The following is a 19,924-nucleotide window of genomic DNA, read 5'->3' as shown; positions in this document are numbered from 1 at the left end:
CCTGACCATTACCCACGAAAAAAGGAAGAATAATGGCTGACTCACCACGCGCGCGCCGACTAGCCAAACGAATTATGACGATCGTCGCGACTGCTATCGAACTTGAAATCAAAGACCCTAGGCTCGAGTTTGTCACCGTCACCGACGCACGCATCACCAATGACCTTCGCGATGCCACCGTGTACTACACCGTCAGAGGTAAGGACCTCAACACCGCCCCTGACATCGAAGGTGCCGGTTTGGCGCTGGAGAAGGCAAAGGGACAACTTCGCACGCGTGTAGGTGCGGGGACCGGGGTGCGGTTCACTCCAACGCTGGCGTTCTCGCTGGATTCCGTGCCGGAAGCGGCCCGACACATGGAAGAGTTACTTGCAAAGGCGCGCGCCGCAGATGCTGAGGTCGCGAAAGTGCGCGAGAATGCCACGTATGCAGGGGACCCGGATCCCTACCGCCAACCAGGTGACAGTGAAGATGACTCTGTTGACCCTGACGACGGTGATGAAGTGTCGGCAGAGACGAGGTAACTTACGGTGGCGTCGCAGGAAGCAGCAACACCGCAGTCCCAGCACGTGCGCACGGGTGTAGAAGCTGTAGCTGAAACTCTGCGCGGTGCGCGGAGTGCGCTAGTCGCGTGTCACGTGTTCCCGGACGCAGACACTCTCGGCAGTGGCCTTGCTGTGGCGATCATGCTGAAGCGGTGGGGGGTGCCGGTGTGGGTGTCGTTCGCCGAGCCGAGTGAGATTCCTTCAGCGTTTGTGACGCTGCCCGGTGCTCGGGATGTAGTTCGACCTGACGATGTTCCGGACGATGTCGATGTTGTTGTCGCAGTCGACTCGGCTAGTTCCGAACGGCTCGGCGTACTTGCTTCCCGTATTGCTGGCGCCCGCGAAACGGTGGTGATCGATCATCACCGTTCAAACCGCGGGTACGGAACTATCAACTATGTTGATCCCTCGGCGGATTCAACAACGATGCTCATTGCGCGCGTGATGCACGCACTTAATGAGCCGATTACCGAGGACATTGCGCACTGCCTTTTCGCCGGACTTGTCACCGATACCGGGTCATTTCGGTGGTGTGGGCCCGCCGCGCACCTACTCGCCGCTGAACTGCTGGCCACCGGTATTGATGCGCCCGCGATTACCCGGGAGCTCCTCGACACCCACCCTTTTGGGCGGCTCTCTATGCTGGCGTCTGTCCTCGGAACTGCGCAACTGCTGCCTAACGCAGCGCAGGGCAGAGGTCTGGTTTACACCATTGTCAGACTTGCGGACATCAGTGGCATTCCTGAAGACGAACGTGAAACCGTGGTCGATATCGTGCGCGGCACAGGCGAAGCGGAAGTTGCCGCTGTAATCAAGGAACTGTCACCCGACAGGTGGTCCGTCTCGTTGAGATCCAAGAGCTCCGTCGATGTCGCTGAGGTTGCCTCCGCACTCGGCGGTGGCGGGCATACACGGTCTGCGGGATTCGAAACTGATGGTGAAGTCGAAGACCTGATCGCTTCTTTGGTTCGGGAACTTGCCTGAGACGTCGCCGAGTGTGGCAGCGAGCCCTCGCCGCGTGGCTGCACTGGCACTGCCTGCGTTTGGTGTGCTCGCGGCGGAACCGTTGTATTTGCTGTACGACTTCGCGATTGTTGGAAGGCTTGGAGGCCTCGCGCTCGCGGGCCTAGCGGTGGGCGGTTTGGTGTTCGCCCAGGTCACGACACAGCTGACTTTCATCACCTACGGCACGACTGCGCGTGCTGCTCGCCATCACGGAGCTAATGATCGCATCGCCGCTGTCCGTGAGGGTGTTCAAGCAACATGGCTTGCCGCAGTCATCGGAGCGGTAATCGTTGTCCTTATGCAAGTTGCAGCAGGCCCGATCTTGCGCCTCCTCACTGGCGACGAGGCCTTAGCAGCCGAAGCGGGGGCGTGGCTCACGGTGGCGATCTTCGGTGCTCCCATGATTTTGATCGCTATGGCGGGCAATGGGTGGATGCGCGGTGTGCACAACACGATGCGCCCATTGAAGTTTGTTCTTGTCGGACTGGGTGTGTCTGCGGTGCTGTGCCCGATGCTTGTGTACGGGTGGCTCGGAGCTCCACAGATGGGGCTGGTCGGTTCCGCGGTCGCCAATGTAATTGGGCAGTCCATCGCCGCCACGCTGTTCATCGCGGCCCTCTACGGCGAGTGGCGTCGTGCCGGAGGAATGTTGGATGTGCGGCCGCAGTGGACAATTATGCGCGCCCAGGTTGTTCTTGGGCGCGACCTTATTTTGCGGAGCCTGGCATTTCAGGCGTGCTTTTTGTCCGCTGCCGCGGTGGCCGCACGATTTGGCCCAGGTGCGGTGGCCGCACATCAGTTGATGCTGCACCTTTGGAATTTGGTCGCGTTGACATTGGATTCACTTGCCATCGCTGCGCAAGCTTTGATCGGCGCGGCACTCGGCGCTGGGCAACGTGATGCGGCGCGTACGCTGGCGTGGCGGATAACGCGTTGGTCGACGGTATTCGCGATTGGGTTGGCAGCGTTCTTCGCGTTGAGCGTGTCGTGGATACCTCCGCTGTTTACCGGCGACGATGTGGTGTTGTCCCAAACGAACACCATTTGGTGGTTTTTTGTGGCGCTTATCCCTGTCGCTGGAGTTGTTTTTGCCCTCGATGGCGTTCTGCTCGGTAGTGGTGACGCAGCTTTTCTGCGCAATGCAACACTGTTTGCCGCGCTTACTGGCTTCTTCCCGCTTATCTGGGCGTCCCTTGTTTTCGGCTGGGGTTTGCCGGGTATCTGGACCGGGCTGGCAGCCTTCATACTCATCCGGGCGGTGACTGTTGTGCTTCGTACGCGGTCGCAACGGTGGTCGGTTGTAGGCGCGGATCGGCAGAGGATTCACCGGTCATCAATATCTGACGGCGACGTGGCGTAAACACCCGACCGGCAGCACGGCATACTAGAGGGCACGAGAAGGGAAGTGCGTGGCAAAACTATTCGCTGTCAGTGACATTCACGTGGGGCATCGCGGCAACGCCGACATCATGGAAAAGATTGTTCCGGAGTCGGCGGATGACTGGTTGATTGTCGCCGGTGATGTCGCCGAGCGAAGTGACGAAATTCGCGCGACATTGGCCCAATTGAAACGGCGATTTGCGCGAGTTTTGTGGGTGCCAGGTAACCATGAACTGTGGACGACGGCTCGAGATCCGATCCAGGTCAAAGGTGTAGCTCGATACAACTACCTCGTGCGGCTTTGCCGCGAACTTGGAGTGAGCACGCCCGAGGATCCTTTTCTTGTGTGGGAAGACGATGCTGGGCCCGTCACCATTGCTTTGATGTTTTTGTTGTATGACTACACCTGGCGCCCCGAGGGCACGTCTAGTCGGGGTGAAGCACTTAGTGTGGCGCGGGACCGTGGGGTTGTGGCAACTGATGAGTTCCTGCTGCATTCTGAGCCGTATCTGACACGAGATGCGTGGTGCCAAGCGCGGGTGGCGTCCACTAAGAATCGTCTCGACGAGCTACCCGAAGGTACGCGAACGGTGTTGGTGAACCACTGGCCGTTGCGGCGGGAGCCGACCAAGATTCTGCGCTACCCGGAGTTTGCGTTGTGGTGCGGAACTGATCTGACGGCGGATTGGCATCGCAGATACAACGCGGTGTGTTCTGTATACGGGCATCTCCATATCCCACGCCGAACCTTCTACGATGGGGTGCGGTTTGAAGAGGTGTCAGTGGGATATCCGCCGGAGTGGAAACGCCGTGGACTTCCCGACCCCATCTTGCGTCAGATTCTTCCAGCCCCGATAAATCCGCCGCCACCACTGATGTTGCCAGCGACTTTTAAGCGCGAGGAGATTACGTGATTGCCAACATTGTGCATGCACCACTTGTGACGGCGGAATCATTCGCTGACGCAACAGGGGTGTTTGTACCGGAAGTTGAACGCGCGGCTGTCGCTCGTGCTGTTCCCAAGCGGCAGGCAGAGTACTTCACAGTTCGCCACCTTGCTCGCCGAGCTATGGGCACATTGGGTGTCCCCGGCGCGGAGCAGATGCCAATCTTAAAGGGCGCTAGGGGAGCCCCGACGTGGCCGAACGGTGTGGTGGGAAGTATGACGCACTGCACTGGTTACCGTGGCGCTGTGGTGGGGTATTCCGACCATGTTCGGTCAATCGGTATCGATGCCGAGCCGCACACCACGTTGCCCGCGGGAGTACTGCCAAGCGTGAGTATCCCCGACGAGCGTGAATGGTTGGCATCGGCGATGGGTGAATACAAAGGTATTCACTTGGACAAGGTGTTGTTTTGCGCCAAGGAAACGACCTACAAGGCGTGGTTTCCCATCACAGGCCGATGGTTGGGTTTTGAAGATGCTCACGTGACCATCTCGGTCGATGAGTCACCCGATGGGGCTCTCACGACAGGTACTTTTGAGTCCCGCATACTCATTGACGGAACTGCGTTGGAGGGCGACCCTATCCATAAATTGGCGGGCAAGTGGTGTATCGACAACGGCTTAGTTGTAGCGGCGATTGCGGTAAGTCATAGTTCCGGCATCCCCACGTCCGGAGCAGATGCCAATGGCTGACGTTGTGCGGGACTTGGGTTTTGCGCGTGAACTGGGCGGGGTTGTGGTGGTTGATAAGCCATCAGGAATGACCAGCCATGATGTTGTCGGGCGGTTGCGCCGCTACTTTGGTACACGGAAAGTCGGCCATGCGGGCACGTTGGATCCAATGGCCACGGGTGTATTGGTACTTGGGGTGGGACGTGCGACCAAGTTGCTTGGTCATGTCAGTTTGACTACAAAAACCTACGAAGCCACTATTCGGCTTGGTGCGTCCACCACCACTGACGACGCTGAAGGCGAGCTTGTGGAAGCTCGCGATGCGTCGGCGATTACCGCGGACGAATACTTGCCGCACATCGCAACGCTGACGGGCGAAATTTCTCAAGTTCCGTCCTCGGTGAGCGCGGTGAAGGTCGCTGGCCGACGCGCATACGACCGAGTGCGGGCGGGGGAGGACGTTTCTCTGCCTCCACGGGAGGTCACCGTATCTCAGTTTGATGTTGTTGGGGAGCGTCGAGAAGACGAGGTAGTTGACCTCGATGTTGTGGTGCAATGCTCCAGTGGCACATACATACGAGCATTGGCCCGCGACCTTGGCGCCTTGCTAGGTGTGGGCGGCCATTTGACTCGTCTTCGGCGAACGCGCGTGGGCCCGTTTGCAGTTGAGGACGCCGCAACTTTGGAAGCCCTTGAAGCGGAACCGCGTCTGTCGCTGACCCTCGACGAGGCGATTGCGCGGGCATTCCCAGTCCGTGTGGTCACCCAGGCTGAGGTTTCGGCTCTCCAACATGGGCAGTGGCTTGAACCTGTTGGAATTCCGGACACCCATGGCGCGGTGGATGATGACGGCCGCGCTTGGGCGTTGTTGAAGGAAAACGGGAAGCGCTCAAGCCCAGTGTTTGTTGCGCGGCCTGCGAATTTGAGTGGAAGTTCTAGTCGCTGAGCCAAATGGCTTGTGCGGCGATGTTGCCTAACTCCACCGGCGTCTGGGCTGTGCCAATCAGAACCGACATTGTTCCGGCGAAGTCGCGTCGCTCATGAACCGTGATGTGGGTGTCGAGTGCGAGCCCAACGGAGTCAAAGTAGCGAAGCATCTGCGCGTCATCGTCTGAGATACGCGCGATATGCCCGCTGTCGCCGTTTGAGCACTCACTAAGTGGCCGGGCGCTTGGGGTGGGTACAGAACCATCCGCGGTGGGTATGGGATCGCCGTGAGGGTCACGTTGCGGATAGGCAAGTTTGGCGTCGATGCGTGAGACCAGCCTATCTGACACCGCGTGTTCGAGAACCTCGGCTTCTTCATGCACTTCGTCCCAGCTGTAGCCAAGTTCGCGAACGAGGAAAGTTTCGATGAGGCGGTGACGTCTCACCATGGAGATCGCCGCTTGCTTCCCGTTCTCGGTGAGCGCGATCGAGCCGTACCGGGCGTGGTCGACAAGGCCTTGCTCGGCAAGTTTCTTAATGGACTCCGACACGGTTGATGCGGAAACCCCGATTTTCTCTGCCAGCATTTTGGCGCTCACCCGCTCGTCAGACCATTCGCACAGTGACCAGATTGTTTTGAGATAGTCCTGAGCGACCGGTGTGAGTGGTGGAGTTTCGCGGGGTGCCCCTGAGTCGCCGACGGTTGACGTTCCGCCTGGTGGCGAGTCGGTCGTTGCGCGCGTGGTCCGGTTTCTGTGATGAGGCACGTCTATGAGCTTAGGCAATCCCTGTCCAGGTTTCACGTTTGAGACGGAGTGGCACTCTTTTCGCTGCTTGCGGTGGCCTTGGTGAGTCGGCGCCGGTGCACCCAACGGCGTGTGAGTAGGCCGTGGTTGGGGCTAGCAAGGTAAGCGAGTGTGAATGCTGCGGATTGCGCCAGCACCACCATTCCTCCTGTAGATGCGTCGAAATAGTACGACGCATAGATGCCTACCGTGGAAGCGGTAACTGCGATGGCGGGTGCGAGGAGCAGCATTACGGGGAATCGGTCGGTGAGGAGGTACGCGGTGGCACCGGGAGTGATGAGTAGCGCGACTACAAGGATGACGCCTACTGCTTGCAATGCGACGACGATGGTGATCGCGAGCAGTGTTAGTAAGAGGGCGCCTAAACGAGTGACTGAAATTCCCACTGCCTGGGCGTGAGCTTTGTCGAATGCGTACAGAGTGAGATCGCGACGCTTGAGTATGAGTACCGCAGTGGTGAGTACCCCAAGGATGACTACTTGAACAAGATCTGCTCTAGGGATTCCGAGGAGATTCCCGAACAGGATGTGCATGACGTCCACGTGGGTGGGGTTTCGGGAAATGAGTACGAGACCAACCGCGAAGAGCGCTGTGAACACAATGCCCATGGCTGCGTCTTCTTTAATGCGACTTGTGTTCCGTACCGCGCCGATAAGGAACACCGCGATGAGGGCAAAGACGAGCGCACCGAGAGCGAACGGAAGACCAAAGATGTATGCGAGAGCCACGCCGGGGAGAACGGCGTGGGAGATGGCGTCGCCCATGAGCGACCATCCGATCAGGATGAGCCAGCAACTGAGGAGCGCACATACGACGGACGCGACGATGGCCACGAGGAAGGCGCGGCGCATGAACTCAAACTGCAAAGGGTCAAGCAGGATGTCGACGATGGCCATGTCTAGCCCGCGAGTCGTGATGCTGTGGCCGAATGGGGATTCGCAGATGCCGGAGCGAGAGGGTTGTGACCGAACGCAAGTGCGAGGTTTTCGGGTTGAAGGACCACTTCTGGGGTGTCCTGGAGGACGATCCGCTGATTCAGCAGTGCAGCTTCGTCACACAAGTGGGGTAGGGACGTCAGATCGTGGGTGGAAATGAGGATGCTGCGACCTTCCGCGGCGAGTCCTCGGAGCAAGTTTGTGATGAGTGCTTCGCTTGTTTTGTCGACCCCGGTGAAGGGCTCATCAAGGAGAAGCACAGACGAGTTTTGAGCGATTGCCCGCGCAACGAATACTCGTTTGCGTTGGCCGCCCGAAAGTTGACCGATTTGGCGGTGCGCAAAATCTGCCATTCCTACTGTTTCGAGAGCGGTCGATACTGCGTCACGGTCAGTTTCGCGGGGTGTGCGTAACCAGTTTTGGCTCCCGTATCGACCCATCATGACGACATCTCGCACGCTGATGGGGAATGTCCAGTCGACGTCTTCGGATTGCGGAACGTAGCTGATCATGCTGCGGCGACGGGCCTGCGCAGACGGCAATCCTGCTACTTGGATGGTGCCCGACTGTGGCTTGACGACGCCCATAATTGTTTTGAAGAGCGTCGACTTTCCTGAACCATTAGTTCCGATCAATCCGCATACTCGCCCCCAATCCAGTGACAAGTTGACGTTTTCGATGGCGGCCCGGGACTTGTACCTGACGGTCACATTTGAGATTTCGAGTGCTGCACTAGAGCTAGGCACGCGGATCTGCGACGCGTCACGGCGGCGGAAAGGCAGCGTCTTCTGGAAAGGCAGCGTCTTTTGGAAAGGCAGCGTCATGATGTGAGTCCTTCCACGATGACAGCGACGTCATGCCGAAGCAGGTCCAAATAGGTTGGCACAGGTCCGTCTGCTTCAGAGAGCGAATCGACGTAGAGAACGCCACCGAATTGTGCGCCAGATTCGCGTGCCACTTGCTGCATCGCCCTGTCCGAGACGGTGGACTCACAAAATACGGTCGGCACGTTGTTGTCCTGAATGAATTTTACGAGTTCGACAACTTGGCGGGGGGTGCCCTGCTGTTCCTGGTTAACTGCCCAGAGGTAGGCCTCTGTCAGCCCGGAATCGCGGGCGAGGTAGCTGAATGCGCCTTCGCAGGTGACAAGTGCGCGCTGGCTTTCCGGGATCGTAGCGACGGCGGAGCGAAGCTCGTCTGCGATGGCGCGGATTTCGTCTTTGTAGGCGTCTGCATTTGCGCGATAGGTGTCGCTGTTGTCTGGGTCAAGTTCGGTGAATGCGTCAGCAATGTTGTCGACGTAGGTGAGCGCTTCTGTGGGGGACATCCATGCATGTGGGTTCGGCTTGCCGGTGTAGTCCCCGTCGCCGATGTCGATTGGTTCTACACCTTCTGTGACAACGACGTGAGGGGCGCGCGCTGTGGAGGCGAAACGCTCGAACCACAGTTCTAGGCCAAGGCCGTTGTCCAGGATGAGGGTAGCGTTCTCAGCTTTGCGCAGATCTGATGGCGTTGGTTCGTACTCGTGTACTTCAGCGCCAGGTTTGGTGATGGACTCGACGGTGAGGTGATCTCCGGCAACGACTTGGGCCATGTCTGCAATAACTGTGAAGGTTGTCAGGACAAGCGGCTTGTCGCCGGCTGCTGACTGGTCAGTGTTGGGTAAATTTTCTTCCGATGTGGCGGTAGAGCATGCGGTAGCAAAGACCAATGCAACCATTGCAATGAGTGACATCAAACCTTGGTGTTTTGATGATCGAATAGAAAATTTCGCCATACCGAAATTTATACTCGGTTGGGTCTCGGATGTCCACCGGCGGATCCGCCACGCCGCCAACAACCGGTCCCGCTCGTGCTACCCAACACAATTCGTCGTAGGCTTTGCGTGTGCAGACGTGGCCCGTGAACAAATGGCGTGGACAAAGATGGCGCGGACTTTCCGCCATACCAGCTGATTGGGGGCGCTGTGTCGTCACGATCGGCGTCTTCGACGGAGTGCATCGCGGACACACCCGCCTTATCACCAAAGCGGTAGAGGAAGCCCGCAGGCTTGGCGTGCCCAGCGTGCTGATGACATTTGATCCCCACCCATCTGAGGTAGTTCGGCCAGGGTCACACCCAGCACAACTCACCACCCTTACTCGGCGCGCGGAACTAGTTGAATCACTCGGGATCGACGTCTTCTGCGTCATGCCTTTTACGCTCGAACTTTCTCGGCTCACCCCGGACGCATTTGTTCACGAGATACTCGTCGAACGACTACACGTCGCAGAAGTGGTCGTGGGCGAAAACTTCACGTTCGGGCGCAAAGCGGCCGGTAATGTGGGCACTCTGCGTGAGCTCGGTCAACGGTTCGGGTTCGGTGTGCACGGCGTCGGATTGCTCGCAGAACATGAAGTCACCTTCTCGTCCACCTATATACGTGCATGTGTTGACGCGGGAGACATGGCAGCGGCCACCGAGGCTCTGGGCCGTCCGCACCGCATCGAAGGCGTGGTCGTACGAGGCGACGGTCGTGGCAAAGGACTAGGTTTTCCTACCGCCAACGTCACACCGCCCGCCTACGCGGCAATACCCGCAGACGGTGTCTACGCCGGATGGTTCACCGTTCTCGGTCCAGGAACCGTCGCAAACAACGCCCTCAGGGCAGGTGACAGGTACAAAGCGGCCATCTCCGTCGGAACCAATCCCACATTCTCAGGGAAATCCCGCACCGTCGAGGCCTTCATTTTGGATGTTGACGCAGATCTGTACGGCCAACACGCTGCTGTCGACTTTGTTGAAAGGCTGCGAGAGCAACGACGATACGACACGGTCGACGACCTCGTTGTGGCGATTGATGACGACGTGCGAAATACCGAAGAGATCCTTAGCAGACAATCCGCCGCGGGCGACTAGGGCTGCCGGATTCGCATCCGCAGTTCCGATAGAAAGCCCTCGCGCAGCAGGGTGCGGTCCTCGTCGGGAACCAACTCAATGCTGAGTGCCGCGCACGCTAAGTGCAGCATGTCTGAATCGACTCGTTGTGGAAGTTGTTGACTACTCGCAAAGTAGTCGCTGATGCGGCTCCGCTGCTCCTTTGATGACGATTCCCACCACCGCTGGGCGTATCGTTCGCCAATCCGTCGCGGCTCACCTTGAGTGTCCACCACGAGTTGAGCGCCATGCGGACTTAACACAGACAGCGGTATCAAATCTGATTCCCGCACCGCCTTGCGCCGTGGAATGAACCGAGGCATAACCCTGGGGGATGGCACGGGGTGCGGTGGTGCGCTCGGTGGTGCGCTCGCTGTTTCAGCGGCCTGGTCTTCCTCCGGGGTTGCATCGCCGGTGGGTTGTGCCTCGCCGATGGGGGAATCTGCGCTGACAGTTTCAGGAGCACCAGTGTCCGGAACGGCTGGGGGCGTTGGTTCAATTAAATGCGTCACCTCAGCCGTTGATGAGGGAGCTGGCTCCGCTGCCGCAGGGGCATCGTGGTGTGGCGCCTTTGCCTGTAGTTCCTGCGAGGTTTCAGCAGGTTGCGAGAAGTCCACTGAAGAACCTTCCGCGGGCCGACCGCGGTATTGCAGATCGAGGAAAACCTGTGGGTCAAGTTCCAGAACATGGTCAGCAGCGCCTTTTAGTCGGCGCGACACCGTGTCCCCGCCGGCGATGTACCAGACGCACGTCCGGATGCCTTCGTCGGCCGCGATCTCCAGAGCCGGCACCAAATCGCCATCGCCCGCGAGGATGATCACCTCAGACGTGATTCCGCGCACGGATGCAGCGACCACATCTGCTACGAGTCGCGTGTCGACGCCCTTCTGACGTGCCACTCCGTCGGAGAAGCGCAAAGTACCGGTTCGCAAACACGCACCAGGAGTGTCACGTATCAACTGATGGTGCATGACAGGGGAGCCGTTCTCGGGTTCAGCGTCGTACCACATCTGCCGAAGCACCCTCACCTCTGGATGGTGACGGAGTGCGAGCTCACCGATGAGCCTCAATAGTGCGACTTGATCTATTCCGAGTTGCTGTCGATGTGTTTTACCGGTCATCTCCTGCAACGTCAGCCACAAATATCCAGCGTCTATGTACATGATCGCGTTGGCTAGCCGTGGCTGCGGCATAGTTGCGTCACCTCTTCCTTTGATTGGCGCCGTATCGCCGATAACGACGATGCGGCACGGTGGCAGCGTATAGCTCCATCATCCATGAACCGACGTCAAACGCTGGGAAGACTTCGTGAGTACTTCGTGCGGAAACGGTGCCTCGCCCGCCAACGAAGCGGCGCACCAATAGATTGTGTGGAGACGCTGCCGCCCTGTTACGCTTATCCGTCGGTATGGCTGCGGTTCGCGGTGGCTAGCCGAACGATGTTGAGTGCACGGTGTCTAGATGGCCATCAGACGGTCGTGATTACTGCGCACATGTTCGACAACGTCGCCCTAAAAAGAACGCGGACATTTTTGAGGAGAGTTACACGTGGCACTTGACGGCCAGCAAAAGAAAACCGTTCTGAGCGAGTACGGTCTGCACGAAACCGACACCGGTTCACCAGAAGCTCAGGTTGCACTTCTTACCACGCGCATCATCGGGTTGACCGAACACCTTAAAGAACACAAGCACGATCACCACTCACGTCGTGGTCTGCTTCTTCTTGTGGGCCGCCGTCGCCGGATGCTCAAGTACCTACAGCAGGTGGATGTTGCACGTTACCGCGCGCTCATCGGCCGCCTAGGCTTGCGTCGCTAAACTAGAACGTAGAGTTTCGGATTCTGGCTCGGTTTCGTTCTCTCTTGTATGGGGGGACGGAGTCGGGCCAGAGTTGTTTTCGGCGCGCTTACCGTAAGCGTCTAGTTCTTCACCGTAAAAAATTTCGCAGCCTCGCTCAGCCTGCATTGGTCGCCACGCACTCATATGTCGGCCATGGCTGGTAGTCTGCGAGAGGTTCACCCCACACGGAGTGGTGTGGACTACACACCGTGGGACGAAGAATGCCCTCCACACGGTCGGTCCTCGGTAGTGGCAGCCGGAGTATGAACTCCGACCGCTTCGATCGATGGCCGCAGTCGCGGAGGCCCGAGTTCAACGATTTCGATCCAGTGATCAATCCGGCGTATGCACGGACTCTATTTCGCTGAAGAAATCGGCGTCCCACTCGGTGAGCACACCGTCGCGCCTCTTGAGGCCCGACACACCCTGTCGCATCCATGACGCGACGAGCAGGCTGTGCGCCATTGCGCAGCAAAAAGACGAGAGTGAGAAATATATGACAGACAACCACGACAACGAGCCACGTATCTTCGAGAGCTCAGTCGTGCTCGACAACGGCAGCTTCGGACAGCGCACTGTGCGGTTCGAAACTGGCCACCTCGCACAGCAGGCCTCCGGCGCTGTTGTTGCGTACCTCGATGAAGAAACAATGCTGCTCTCCGCGACGAGCGTGTCTAAGCAGCCACGTGAACACCTCGATTTCTTCCCGCTCACCGTGGACGTCGAAGAGCGGATGTACGCCGCCGGACGCATCCCAGGATCATTCTTCCGCCGCGAAGGCCGCCCTTCCACTGACGCCGTACTCACATGCCGACTTATTGACCGGCCACTGCGCCCAACATTCGTTGACGGTCTGCGCAACGAGGTCCAGGTCGTCGTCACTGTGATGAGCCTTGATCCAGAGCACCTCTACGACGTAATCGCTATCAACGCTGCGTCTGCATCGACACAACTTTCCGGTTTGCCATTCTCCGGTCCGATCGGCGCCGTGCGGGTCGCGCTTATCGAAGGACAATGGGTAGCTTTCCCCACAGTCAAGCAACTTGAGACCGCCGTATTCGACATGGTTGTCGCCGGTCGCATCACAGGTGGCGAAGGCGCCAACGCTGACGTTGCAATCATGATGGTCGAAGCAGAAGCTACCGACAACGTCATCAGCCTCATTGAGGGCGGCGCTAAGGCTCCGACCGAGACCATCGTCGCCGAGGGGCTTGAGGCCGCTAAGCCGTTCATCGCGAAACTGTGCGAAGCTCAGCAGGCCCTAGCGCGTGGAGCAGCAAAAGAAACCGCTAGCTTCCCGCTATTTCCTCCCTACGAAGCTGACGCGTTCGAAGCGGTGGAGAAGGTCGCCACCGCGCCGCTCGCAGAAGCACTGGCGATTGCGGGCAAGGCAGAACGCGAAGAGCGCATCGACAAGGTCAAGGCTGATGTCCTTGAACAAATCGCCGATGACTTCGTTGGACGCGAAAAAGAACTTGGTGCAGCGTTCCGCTCACTGACCAAGTCCAATGTTCGCCGCCGCATCATCCAAGACCACTTCCGTATCGACGGCCGTGGCCTGACAGACATTCGCTCCCTTGCAGCTGAGGTCGCAATCGTGCCTCGCGCGCACGGCAGCGCCCTGTTTGAGCGTGGCGAAACCCAGATCCTTGGCGTCACCACACTCGACATGATGAAGATGTCGCAGCAGGTCGACTCGCTCGGACCTGAGAAGACCAAGCGCTACATGCACCACTACAACTTCCCGCCATACTCCACTGGCGAAACAGGCCGCGTGGGAACACCAAAGCGCCGCGAAATCGGCCACGGTGCTCTTGCTGAACGTGCACTCGTTCCAGTGTTGCCGAGCGTTGAAGAGTTCCCATACTCAATCCGTCAGGTTTCTGAGGCACTGAGCTCGAATGGTTCCACCTCAATGGGTTCAGTCTGTGCGTCGACCTTGTCGATGCTCAACGCCGGTGTCCCACTGAAGGCACCAGTTGCGGGTATCGCCATGGGACTCGTGTCCGACAACATCGATGGCGAAATGAAGTACGTTGCGCTCACCGACATCCTCGGAGCTGAAGATGCATTCGGCGACATGGACTTCAAGGTGGCCGGAACGAAAGACTTCGTCACGGCGCTGCAACTCGACACCAAACTTGATGGAATCCCATCAGCGGTTCTCGCTGGTGCGTTGAGCCAGGCACGCGATGCCAGGCTCACCATCCTCGATGTCATGGCTGAAGCAATCGATCGCCCCGACGAGATGAGTCGGTTCGCCCCGCGGATCACAACCATCAAGGTTCCCGTCGACAAGATCGGTGAGGTTATTGGGCCCAAGGGCAAGATGATCAACCTGATCACCGAGGAAACTGGTGCGTCCATCTCGATTGAAGATGACGGAACAGTATTCGTCGGTGCATCGGACGGGCCATCTGCGCAAGCCGCAATCGACCGCATCAATGCGATTGCCAACCCGCAGCAACCACAAATCGGTGACAGGTTCCTCGGCACGGTCGTTAAGACCACTGCCTTCGGTGCGTTTGTATCCCTTCTGCCGGGTCGAGATGGGCTTGTCCACATCTCCAAGCTCGGTGGCGGCAAGCGAATCGGTAAAGTGGAAGATGTTGTCAACGTCGGTAGCAAGTTGCGCGTTGAAATCACAGACATTGACAACCGCGGCAAGATCAGCCTCACGCCAGTAGAAGAAGCTGAAGAGACGGTAGAAGTTAGCACCGATGGTGAGAACGAATCAGGTGGTTCATCCTCTGAATAGGGGATACCGCGATCAAGCTGCCCCGGGTGTCGAGCACACTCCGGGGCGCTTGCTTTCGCACGACAACGCCGCAAACGGCGTGCATCGCACAGTCTTGCCTGGCGGACTGCGGATAGTCACAGAACATGTACCAGGGGTGCAGTCTGCCTCTGTGGGCTTGTGGGTCGGTGTGGGCTCGCGTGACGAGCACCCCGACCATGCAGGTGCGGCACATTTCCTTGAACACCTACTGTTCAAGTCAACTCCCACCAGAACCGCGCAGAGCATCGCCGAAGAAATCGACGCGGTGGGTGGCGACTTCAACGCTTTCACCGCACGGGAACACACGTGCTACTTCGCGCACGTTCTCGATAATGATCTAGAACTCGCGATTGATCTAGTCACCGACGTCGTGCTGCGTGGGCAATGCCACGCCTCTGATGTGGAAGTCGAACGCAGCGTTGTTCTCGAAGAACTTGCGATGCGCGACGACGACCCAGAAGACCTGCTGGGCGACGCGTTCCTTGCCTCTGTGTTCAGCGACCACCGGCTAGGGCGACCTGTCATCGGATCCGCAGAATCCGTCGAGATGATGACGCGGCGTCAACTGCACGGATTCCATGCTCGGCGGTATCGGCCAGAACACATGGTGCTATCCGTTGCGGGGAACATTGCACACAACGAGGTTGTAGAACTCGCATATCCGTACTTCGCTCGCAATCTTGACCACAATGCCGTGCCCGCACCTCGGCGCTCGGGCACACTCACGCTCAAGCGCCGTCCGAGCGTTACGGTGCTCGACCGCGACAACGAACAGACACACATTTCTTTGGGCGTTCGTTCCTTCGGACGGCACGACTCGAGACGCTGGGCGTTGTCTGTGTTGAACACAGCGCTTGGTGGCGGAATGAGTTCGCGCCTATTCCAAGAGGTGCGTGAAAAGCGTGGCCTCGCGTACTCGGTGTACTCCAATGTCGATACATTTTCCGATATTGGGGCATTTTCGATTTATGCGGGATGCCAGGACGAACACCTAGGCGAAGTTGTAGACGTTGTGGAAAAGGTCCTTCAAGACGTTGCCGAAAACGGCATCACCGACGCTGAATGTCGTCGTGCGCAAGGGAACCTCCGAGGTCAACTTGTGCTCGGCTTGGAAGACGTCCCGTCCCGCATGCACCGCATTGGGCGCAGTGAGTTGAGCTACGGAAATCACTTCACCGTTTCCGACACAATCGCTCGGATCAACGCTGTCACCGGTGATGAAGTGCGTGCAGTGGCGCACGAATTGCTTCAAAGACCCATGGGTGCAGCGGTGGTTGGCCCGTTTGCAGACACAGCCGATCTCCCAGCGTCAGTTCGGCGTCTCTGCCGGATCACGTAATCGGCGCAACCAATAATTCAGACAGTTCGACGACGGAGGGATGAGAACACGATGAGCGATACTGCTGCATTGCGCGTAGGGGTGCTCGGCGCGCAAGGAAAAGTGGGAACTGCGATATGCGAGGCTGTGTCCGCGGCTCCGGATCTCGAACTCGTCGCCGCCGTCGACCGAGATGATCCGCTCACCGACTTCACGGACAATAAAGCGCAGGTTGTTGTTGACTTCACCCACCCCGATGTAGTGATGGGGAACCTTGAGTTCCTCATCAACAACGGAATCCACGTAGTTGTGGGAACGACGGGGTTTGATGAGAACCGTCTTGACCAAGTTCGGGCGTGGCTAGACGCAAACCCTGAAGTGGGTGTGTTGATTGCGCCGAACTTCGCCATCGGCGCGGTGCTGTGTATGAAGTTCGCGGAGCAGGCCGCCCGCTTCTTCGACTCAGTCGAGATTGTCGAACTGCACCACCCAAATAAGGCCGACGCGCCGTCGGGGACAGCCGCAAGGACTGCGGATCTCGTTGGGGCTGCGCGAGCCGCTGCAGGATGTGCTCCCATGCCAGACGCGACGTCAACTTCACTAGATGGTGCACGTGGCGCTGAGGTTAACGGTGTGCGCGTGCATTCAATTCGGCTCGCTGGCCTGGTCGCGCATCAGGAAGTGTTGCTAGGGACACAGGGCGAAACTCTGACGATTCGCCATGATTCGATCGACCGTTCATCGTTTGCACCCGGGGTTTTATTAGGTGTCCGCAATATTGGTCAGCGTCCCGGACTGACCATTGGTATCGACCCTTTGATGGAACTGTGAAAACAAAACTCGCAATCGTATTTATCACCATCGGTCTTGTCTTCTACATGTTCCTGATGGGGCGACAGGGCGTTATTCTCATTTCGCACGGCACGGGCGTGACTGTGGCGATGGGTGCAGCAATTCTTGTGCTGCCATTCCTTGGCGCGTACGTGGCGTTTACGACGTTGCAGGCAGGATTCCGGCACCAGCGCTTGGCTGACCTGATCGCAGAAGCTGGACTCGAACTCGATACGTCGGGCTTGCCTCGGCGCCCTTCCGGAAGGGTCGAGCGGGCCGCCGCTGATGCGTTCTTCCTCGACGTGAAGTCTGGCCTTGATGCAGCGCCTGACGACTGGCGCCAGTGGTACCGCGTTGCCCGCGCTTACGACATCGCAGGTGACCGTAAGCGTGCACGTGAGGCCATGGGGCGCGCGGTGGACATGGAGGCGCGGGAAGCACGGGGTACTGCGTGAGTGCAACACTCTTGATCGTTCACCACACTCCATCACCCGGCACTCGGGAGCTGCTAGAGGCGGTTCTGAAGGGCGCGCACGATCCTGATATTTCGGGCGTCGAAGTGCGGTCCGTTTCGGCACTGCACGCCACGGTGTCGGACATGTTGAACGCTGATGGATACATATTTGGCACCCCAGCGAACTTTGGGTACATGTCGGGTGCTTTGAAGCACTTTTTTGACACCGTGTATTACCCGAGCATCGACGATGTTGCGGGCCGACCGTTCGGCGCCTGGGTGCATGGCAACCAGGACACCGTCGGGGCTGTGAAGTCGATCGAGAAAATCACGACTGGTCTAGCGTTGTCATTGGTGGCCAAGCCGCTCGAGTTCTATGGCACCCCCGACTCGTCGATGAGGGAGCAGTGCTACGAACTCGGGGCGACTTTGGCTGTGACAATTAGTGAGTGAGTTGACCGAAACCTAGTTCTTGGGTTGCGTGTCATTGCTGTTGGGCGTCTCAGGGCCCGTTGACTCTTCTGCGGTGGGTGGTGCTGCCGGGCCGTCCTGTGGCTCTGACGTTTGACCTGGGCGGTGATGTGGGGGTTCCCACGCCCAGCGTCCCTGATCCCGCAATGCGCCGCGGACAGCTTGTCCTACCCATGAGTTCAGTGAAACGCCGTTTGCGTTCGCGGCTTCTTCGGCCTTCGACTTGATGTTGTCGACAAGGCGAAGAGTGACGCGGGAAATGTTTCCGCCGAAATCGTCGAGGGCTTGCTCAAACTCGGATACCGGGTCATAGGGGGCCTCGGTGACTGGGTCGCCTTCATGGACGATGACAACGTCAATGTTGTTGCCGTCGAGTCGGGCTTCGACCGTCTGTTCGTCGAGTGATAGCGACACTTCCTTGGCGAAGTCGCTGAGCGCTGACATGAGGATGAGTCGCAGGGATGGTTCGGCTGTTTTGGCGAGGGTGGCCGCGATCTGCTGGGTGCGGTCGTCGCCGAGGGATGCCGCTGCTGTGAGGTCGTCAAGCAGGCGAGAGGTGTACTGAGAAAGGTCCATGACACCACAGTGACGCCATTGATGACATCTGTCAAGGGGAGGGGGATGTCATTATGGCGTCACAGTGGCGTCGTGTGTGGCGTCAGTCGGCGATCAACGGCCCTCAACGAACTTTTTCAAGCCCTTCGACGCTGTCTCAAGCGCCATCTTCTGACCGCGCTTAACCAAGAAACCCGGCATTGGAATCTTCAGATCGACCGTCAATTCGAACTTCAACTTCGTGCCCTCAGGCGTCGCAGTCAATACATACGATCCGCTTTGCAACTTCTGCTGATTGCTCGGCTCCAGCAAATCCCAGTGCACAGTGTCGTCAGTGAACGCATACTCGACGAGTTGTTCATCGTTGATCCCCATGGTCGAGATTGCCATCCACACCTGCTTCGGGCGTCCCTGGTCGTCGCGTGAGCGAACCTCAACCTTCCGGTGCGAAGACGACCACTGGGGAAGCGACTCCACATCGACGAGAGCCTCCATCACCTTTTCTGGGCTCGCCTTGATCTCAAACTCGATCGATCCACTGACTGACATATGCCTGCGCTCCTCACACTGATGCTGGTAAGAGATAATCACTATGCGTCACACCCGCGTGGATTTCAGCTTCCGCCTAACCTCGGGAAGTGAACGCACTCGTAGGAGGATATCCGTGCCAGAGATAGTGCCGTTGAAGGTGCAGCTCATCGCTAAGACTGAGTTCACCCCACCCGACGACATAGATTGGGAAACCGACGCCGATGGTGGCGAGGCGCTCGCCGAGTTTGCCGGGCGCGCCTGCTATCAGAGCTGGCAAAAACCCAACCCACGTACGGCCACCAACGCCGGATACCTGCGCCACATTCTGGAAGTGGGGCACCTATCGGTACTCGAACATGGGTCAGTCACGTTTTACATCTCGGGAGTGTCGCGGTCGTGCACACACGAGCTGATACGCCATCGGCATTTCTCGTATTCGCAGCTCTCTCAGCGCTTCGTTCCTGAACACGACGCAAACATCGTGGCGCCGCCCGCTGTGGCCGGAGACCCTGAACTTGAGAAACTCTTGAGTGACGCGGCCGAGGTGAGCCGAAAGGCGTACAAAGAGCTACTTGCCGCCCTTGAAACCAAGTTCGCGGAAATGCCGAATGCTTTGCTACGACGCAAACAAGCGCGTCAAGCAGCGCGTTCAGTACTGCCAAATGCCACTGAAACGAAAATTGTCGTGACAGGAAACTACCGTGCTTGGCGGCACTTTATCGGCATGCGCGCCACCGAACATGCCGACGTCGAGATTCGCGAACTCGCAATCGAATGCCTACGGCAACTACACAAGTCACTGCCCAACATCTTCGGTGATTTTGAGATCGGAACACTGTCCGACGGCAGCGAAGTAGCGACAAGTCCTTTCGTCACCGAAGGGTAAAAGCGGGGTCTAGCATTCAGTGACGGTGGGTGGGGTAGGTTTCCACGCCCATAAGCGACTAGGGTGTGACAATCACGGGGACCGTTGTGCCGAGATGTTCGGTGGACGGCGAGTTGAAAGGTAGCGTT

21 protein-coding genes are annotated in these 19,924 nt (G+C 58.3%); 14 read left to right on the top strand and 7 right to left on the bottom strand.

All coding sequences use genetic code 11. From position 1 onward, the window contains the following. Positions 1 to 32 precede the first annotated feature (32 nt). Genes rbfA through truB form a run of 6 tightly spaced genes read left to right on the top strand, consistent with a single transcriptional unit; the run spans position 33 to position 5,494 of the window. Positions 33 to 524 (top strand): 30S ribosome-binding factor RbfA, encoded by a 492-nt coding sequence (gene rbfA, locus IEW73_RS05510; protein WP_188671408.1) that lies wholly within the window; start codon positions 33 to 35, stop codon positions 522 to 524. A gap of 6 nt (positions 525 to 530) precedes the next feature. After that, positions 531 to 1,529, top strand: coding sequence for a DHH family phosphoesterase (locus tag IEW73_RS05505; protein ID WP_188671407.1), 999 nt, complete (start codon positions 531 to 533; stop codon positions 1,527 to 1,529). Further along, positions 1,522 to 2,910 carry an MATE family efflux transporter gene (locus IEW73_RS05500; protein ID WP_229675778.1) on the top strand — a complete coding sequence of 463 codons (1,389 nt, stop codon included), beginning with the start codon at positions 1,522 to 1,524 and terminating at the stop codon, positions 2,908 to 2,910. The genes IEW73_RS05505 and IEW73_RS05500 overlap by 8 nt, the downstream gene beginning before the upstream one ends. A 49-nt stretch (positions 2,911 to 2,959) precedes the next feature. Continuing rightward, positions 2,960 to 3,844, top strand: coding sequence for a metallophosphoesterase family protein (locus IEW73_RS05495; protein WP_188671402.1), 885 nt, complete (start codon positions 2,960 to 2,962; stop codon positions 3,842 to 3,844). Next, the gene (locus IEW73_RS05490) at positions 3,841 to 4,569 is read left to right on the top strand and encodes a 4'-phosphopantetheinyl transferase family protein (protein WP_188671400.1); all 729 of its coding nucleotides are present in this window, start codon (positions 3,841 to 3,843) and stop codon (positions 4,567 to 4,569) included. Before IEW73_RS05495 ends, IEW73_RS05490 begins: the two co-directional genes overlap by 4 nt. Beyond that, entirely contained in the window at positions 4,562 to 5,494 is a 933-nt protein-coding gene (gene truB / locus IEW73_RS05485; RefSeq protein WP_188671398.1) for a tRNA pseudouridine(55) synthase TruB, read from the top strand. The genes IEW73_RS05490 and truB overlap by 8 nt, the downstream gene beginning before the upstream one ends. Here the strand turns inward: truB and IEW73_RS05480 are convergent. From IEW73_RS05480 to IEW73_RS05465, 4 genes are read right to left on the bottom strand one after another with little or no spacing between them, the layout of a single operon-like run. Further along, a complete protein-coding gene (locus IEW73_RS05480; RefSeq protein ID WP_188672984.1) occupies positions 5,484 to 6,260 on the bottom strand; it encodes a metal-dependent transcriptional regulator in 777 nt (258 codons plus the stop codon). The two genes, truB and IEW73_RS05480, sit on opposite strands and share 11 nt — an antisense overlap. A 14-nt stretch (positions 6,261 to 6,274) precedes the next feature. Further along, on the bottom strand, positions 6,275 to 7,177 hold the full coding sequence (locus tag IEW73_RS05475) for a metal ABC transporter permease (RefSeq protein ID WP_188671396.1): 903 nt from the start codon (positions 7,175 to 7,177) through the stop codon (positions 6,275 to 6,277). A 2-nt stretch (positions 7,178 to 7,179) separates the two neighbouring features. Beyond that, on the bottom strand, positions 7,180 to 8,040 hold the full coding sequence (locus tag IEW73_RS05470; RefSeq protein WP_188671394.1) for a metal ABC transporter ATP-binding protein: 861 nt from the start codon (positions 8,038 to 8,040) through the stop codon (positions 7,180 to 7,182). Further along, positions 8,037 to 8,951 (bottom strand): metal ABC transporter substrate-binding protein, encoded by a 915-nt coding sequence (locus tag IEW73_RS05465; protein WP_229675776.1) that lies wholly within the window; start codon positions 8,949 to 8,951, stop codon positions 8,037 to 8,039. The genes IEW73_RS05470 and IEW73_RS05465 overlap by 4 nt, the downstream gene beginning before the upstream one ends. A 152-nt stretch (positions 8,952 to 9,103) precedes the next feature. Here IEW73_RS05465 and IEW73_RS05460 point away from each other — a divergent pair, with 152 nt between their 5' ends. Further along, positions 9,104 to 10,114: a bifunctional riboflavin kinase/FAD synthetase gene (locus IEW73_RS05460; RefSeq protein ID WP_229675775.1), complete on the top strand. Its 1,011-nt coding sequence runs from the start codon at positions 9,104 to 9,106 to the stop codon at positions 10,112 to 10,114. On the opposite strand, the gene IEW73_RS05455 is transcribed toward IEW73_RS05460, so the two are convergent. Further along, entirely contained in the window at positions 10,111 to 11,325 is a 1,215-nt protein-coding gene (locus IEW73_RS05455) for an NYN domain-containing protein (protein WP_188671392.1), read from the bottom strand. The two genes, IEW73_RS05460 and IEW73_RS05455, sit on opposite strands and share 4 nt — an antisense overlap. A gap of 355 nt (positions 11,326 to 11,680) precedes the next feature. Between IEW73_RS05455 and rpsO the strand changes: the two genes are divergently transcribed. From rpsO to IEW73_RS05425, 6 genes are all read left to right on the top strand, one after another. Beyond that, positions 11,681 to 11,950 (top strand): 30S ribosomal protein S15, encoded by a 270-nt coding sequence (gene rpsO, locus IEW73_RS05450; protein WP_188671390.1) that lies wholly within the window; start codon positions 11,681 to 11,683, stop codon positions 11,948 to 11,950. Between the two features lie 517 nt (positions 11,951 to 12,467). After that, positions 12,468 to 14,729 (top strand): polyribonucleotide nucleotidyltransferase, encoded by a 2,262-nt coding sequence (locus IEW73_RS05445; protein ID WP_188671388.1) that lies wholly within the window; start codon positions 12,468 to 12,470, stop codon positions 14,727 to 14,729. Beyond that, positions 14,692 to 16,089: a M16 family metallopeptidase gene (locus IEW73_RS05440; protein WP_188671385.1), complete on the top strand. Its 1,398-nt coding sequence runs from the start codon at positions 14,692 to 14,694 to the stop codon at positions 16,087 to 16,089. Before IEW73_RS05445 ends, IEW73_RS05440 begins: the two co-directional genes overlap by 38 nt. A 51-nt stretch (positions 16,090 to 16,140) precedes the next feature. Beyond that, positions 16,141 to 16,899 carry a 4-hydroxy-tetrahydrodipicolinate reductase gene (gene dapB / locus IEW73_RS05435; RefSeq protein WP_188671383.1) on the top strand — a complete coding sequence of 253 codons (759 nt, stop codon included), beginning with the start codon at positions 16,141 to 16,143 and terminating at the stop codon, positions 16,897 to 16,899. A gap of 47 nt (positions 16,900 to 16,946) precedes the next feature. Further along, on the top strand, positions 16,947 to 17,354 hold the full coding sequence (locus tag IEW73_RS05430) for a hypothetical protein (RefSeq protein ID WP_229675851.1): 408 nt from the start codon (positions 16,947 to 16,949) through the stop codon (positions 17,352 to 17,354). Continuing rightward, positions 17,351 to 17,806, top strand: a complete 456-nt coding sequence (locus IEW73_RS05425; RefSeq protein WP_188671379.1) for a flavodoxin family protein — start codon at positions 17,351 to 17,353, stop codon at positions 17,804 to 17,806. Before IEW73_RS05430 ends, IEW73_RS05425 begins: the two co-directional genes overlap by 4 nt. A 12-nt stretch (positions 17,807 to 17,818) precedes the next feature. On the opposite strand, the gene IEW73_RS05420 is transcribed toward IEW73_RS05425, so the two are convergent. Continuing rightward, positions 17,819 to 18,400: a toxin-antitoxin system HicB family antitoxin gene (locus IEW73_RS05420; RefSeq protein WP_188671377.1), complete on the bottom strand. Its 582-nt coding sequence runs from the start codon at positions 18,398 to 18,400 to the stop codon at positions 17,819 to 17,821. 93 nt (positions 18,401 to 18,493) lie between these two features. Next, positions 18,494 to 18,928, bottom strand: a complete 435-nt coding sequence (locus IEW73_RS05415; protein ID WP_188671375.1) for an SRPBCC family protein — start codon at positions 18,926 to 18,928, stop codon at positions 18,494 to 18,496. Positions 18,929 to 19,043: 115 nt separating this feature from the next. Between IEW73_RS05415 and thyX the strand changes: the two genes are divergently transcribed. Next, a complete protein-coding gene (thyX, locus tag IEW73_RS05410; protein ID WP_188671373.1) occupies positions 19,044 to 19,796 on the top strand; it encodes an FAD-dependent thymidylate synthase in 753 nt (250 codons plus the stop codon). Positions 19,797 to 19,924: the final 128 nt, after the last annotated feature.

It is taken from the genome of Hoyosella rhizosphaerae (assembly GCF_014643175.1).
Taxonomy (GTDB): domain Bacteria; phylum Actinomycetota; class Actinomycetes; order Mycobacteriales; family Mycobacteriaceae; genus Lolliginicoccus; species Lolliginicoccus rhizosphaerae.
The sequence above is the reverse complement of the archived record's forward strand: the minus strand, read 5'-3'. Positions and strand labels throughout refer to the sequence as shown.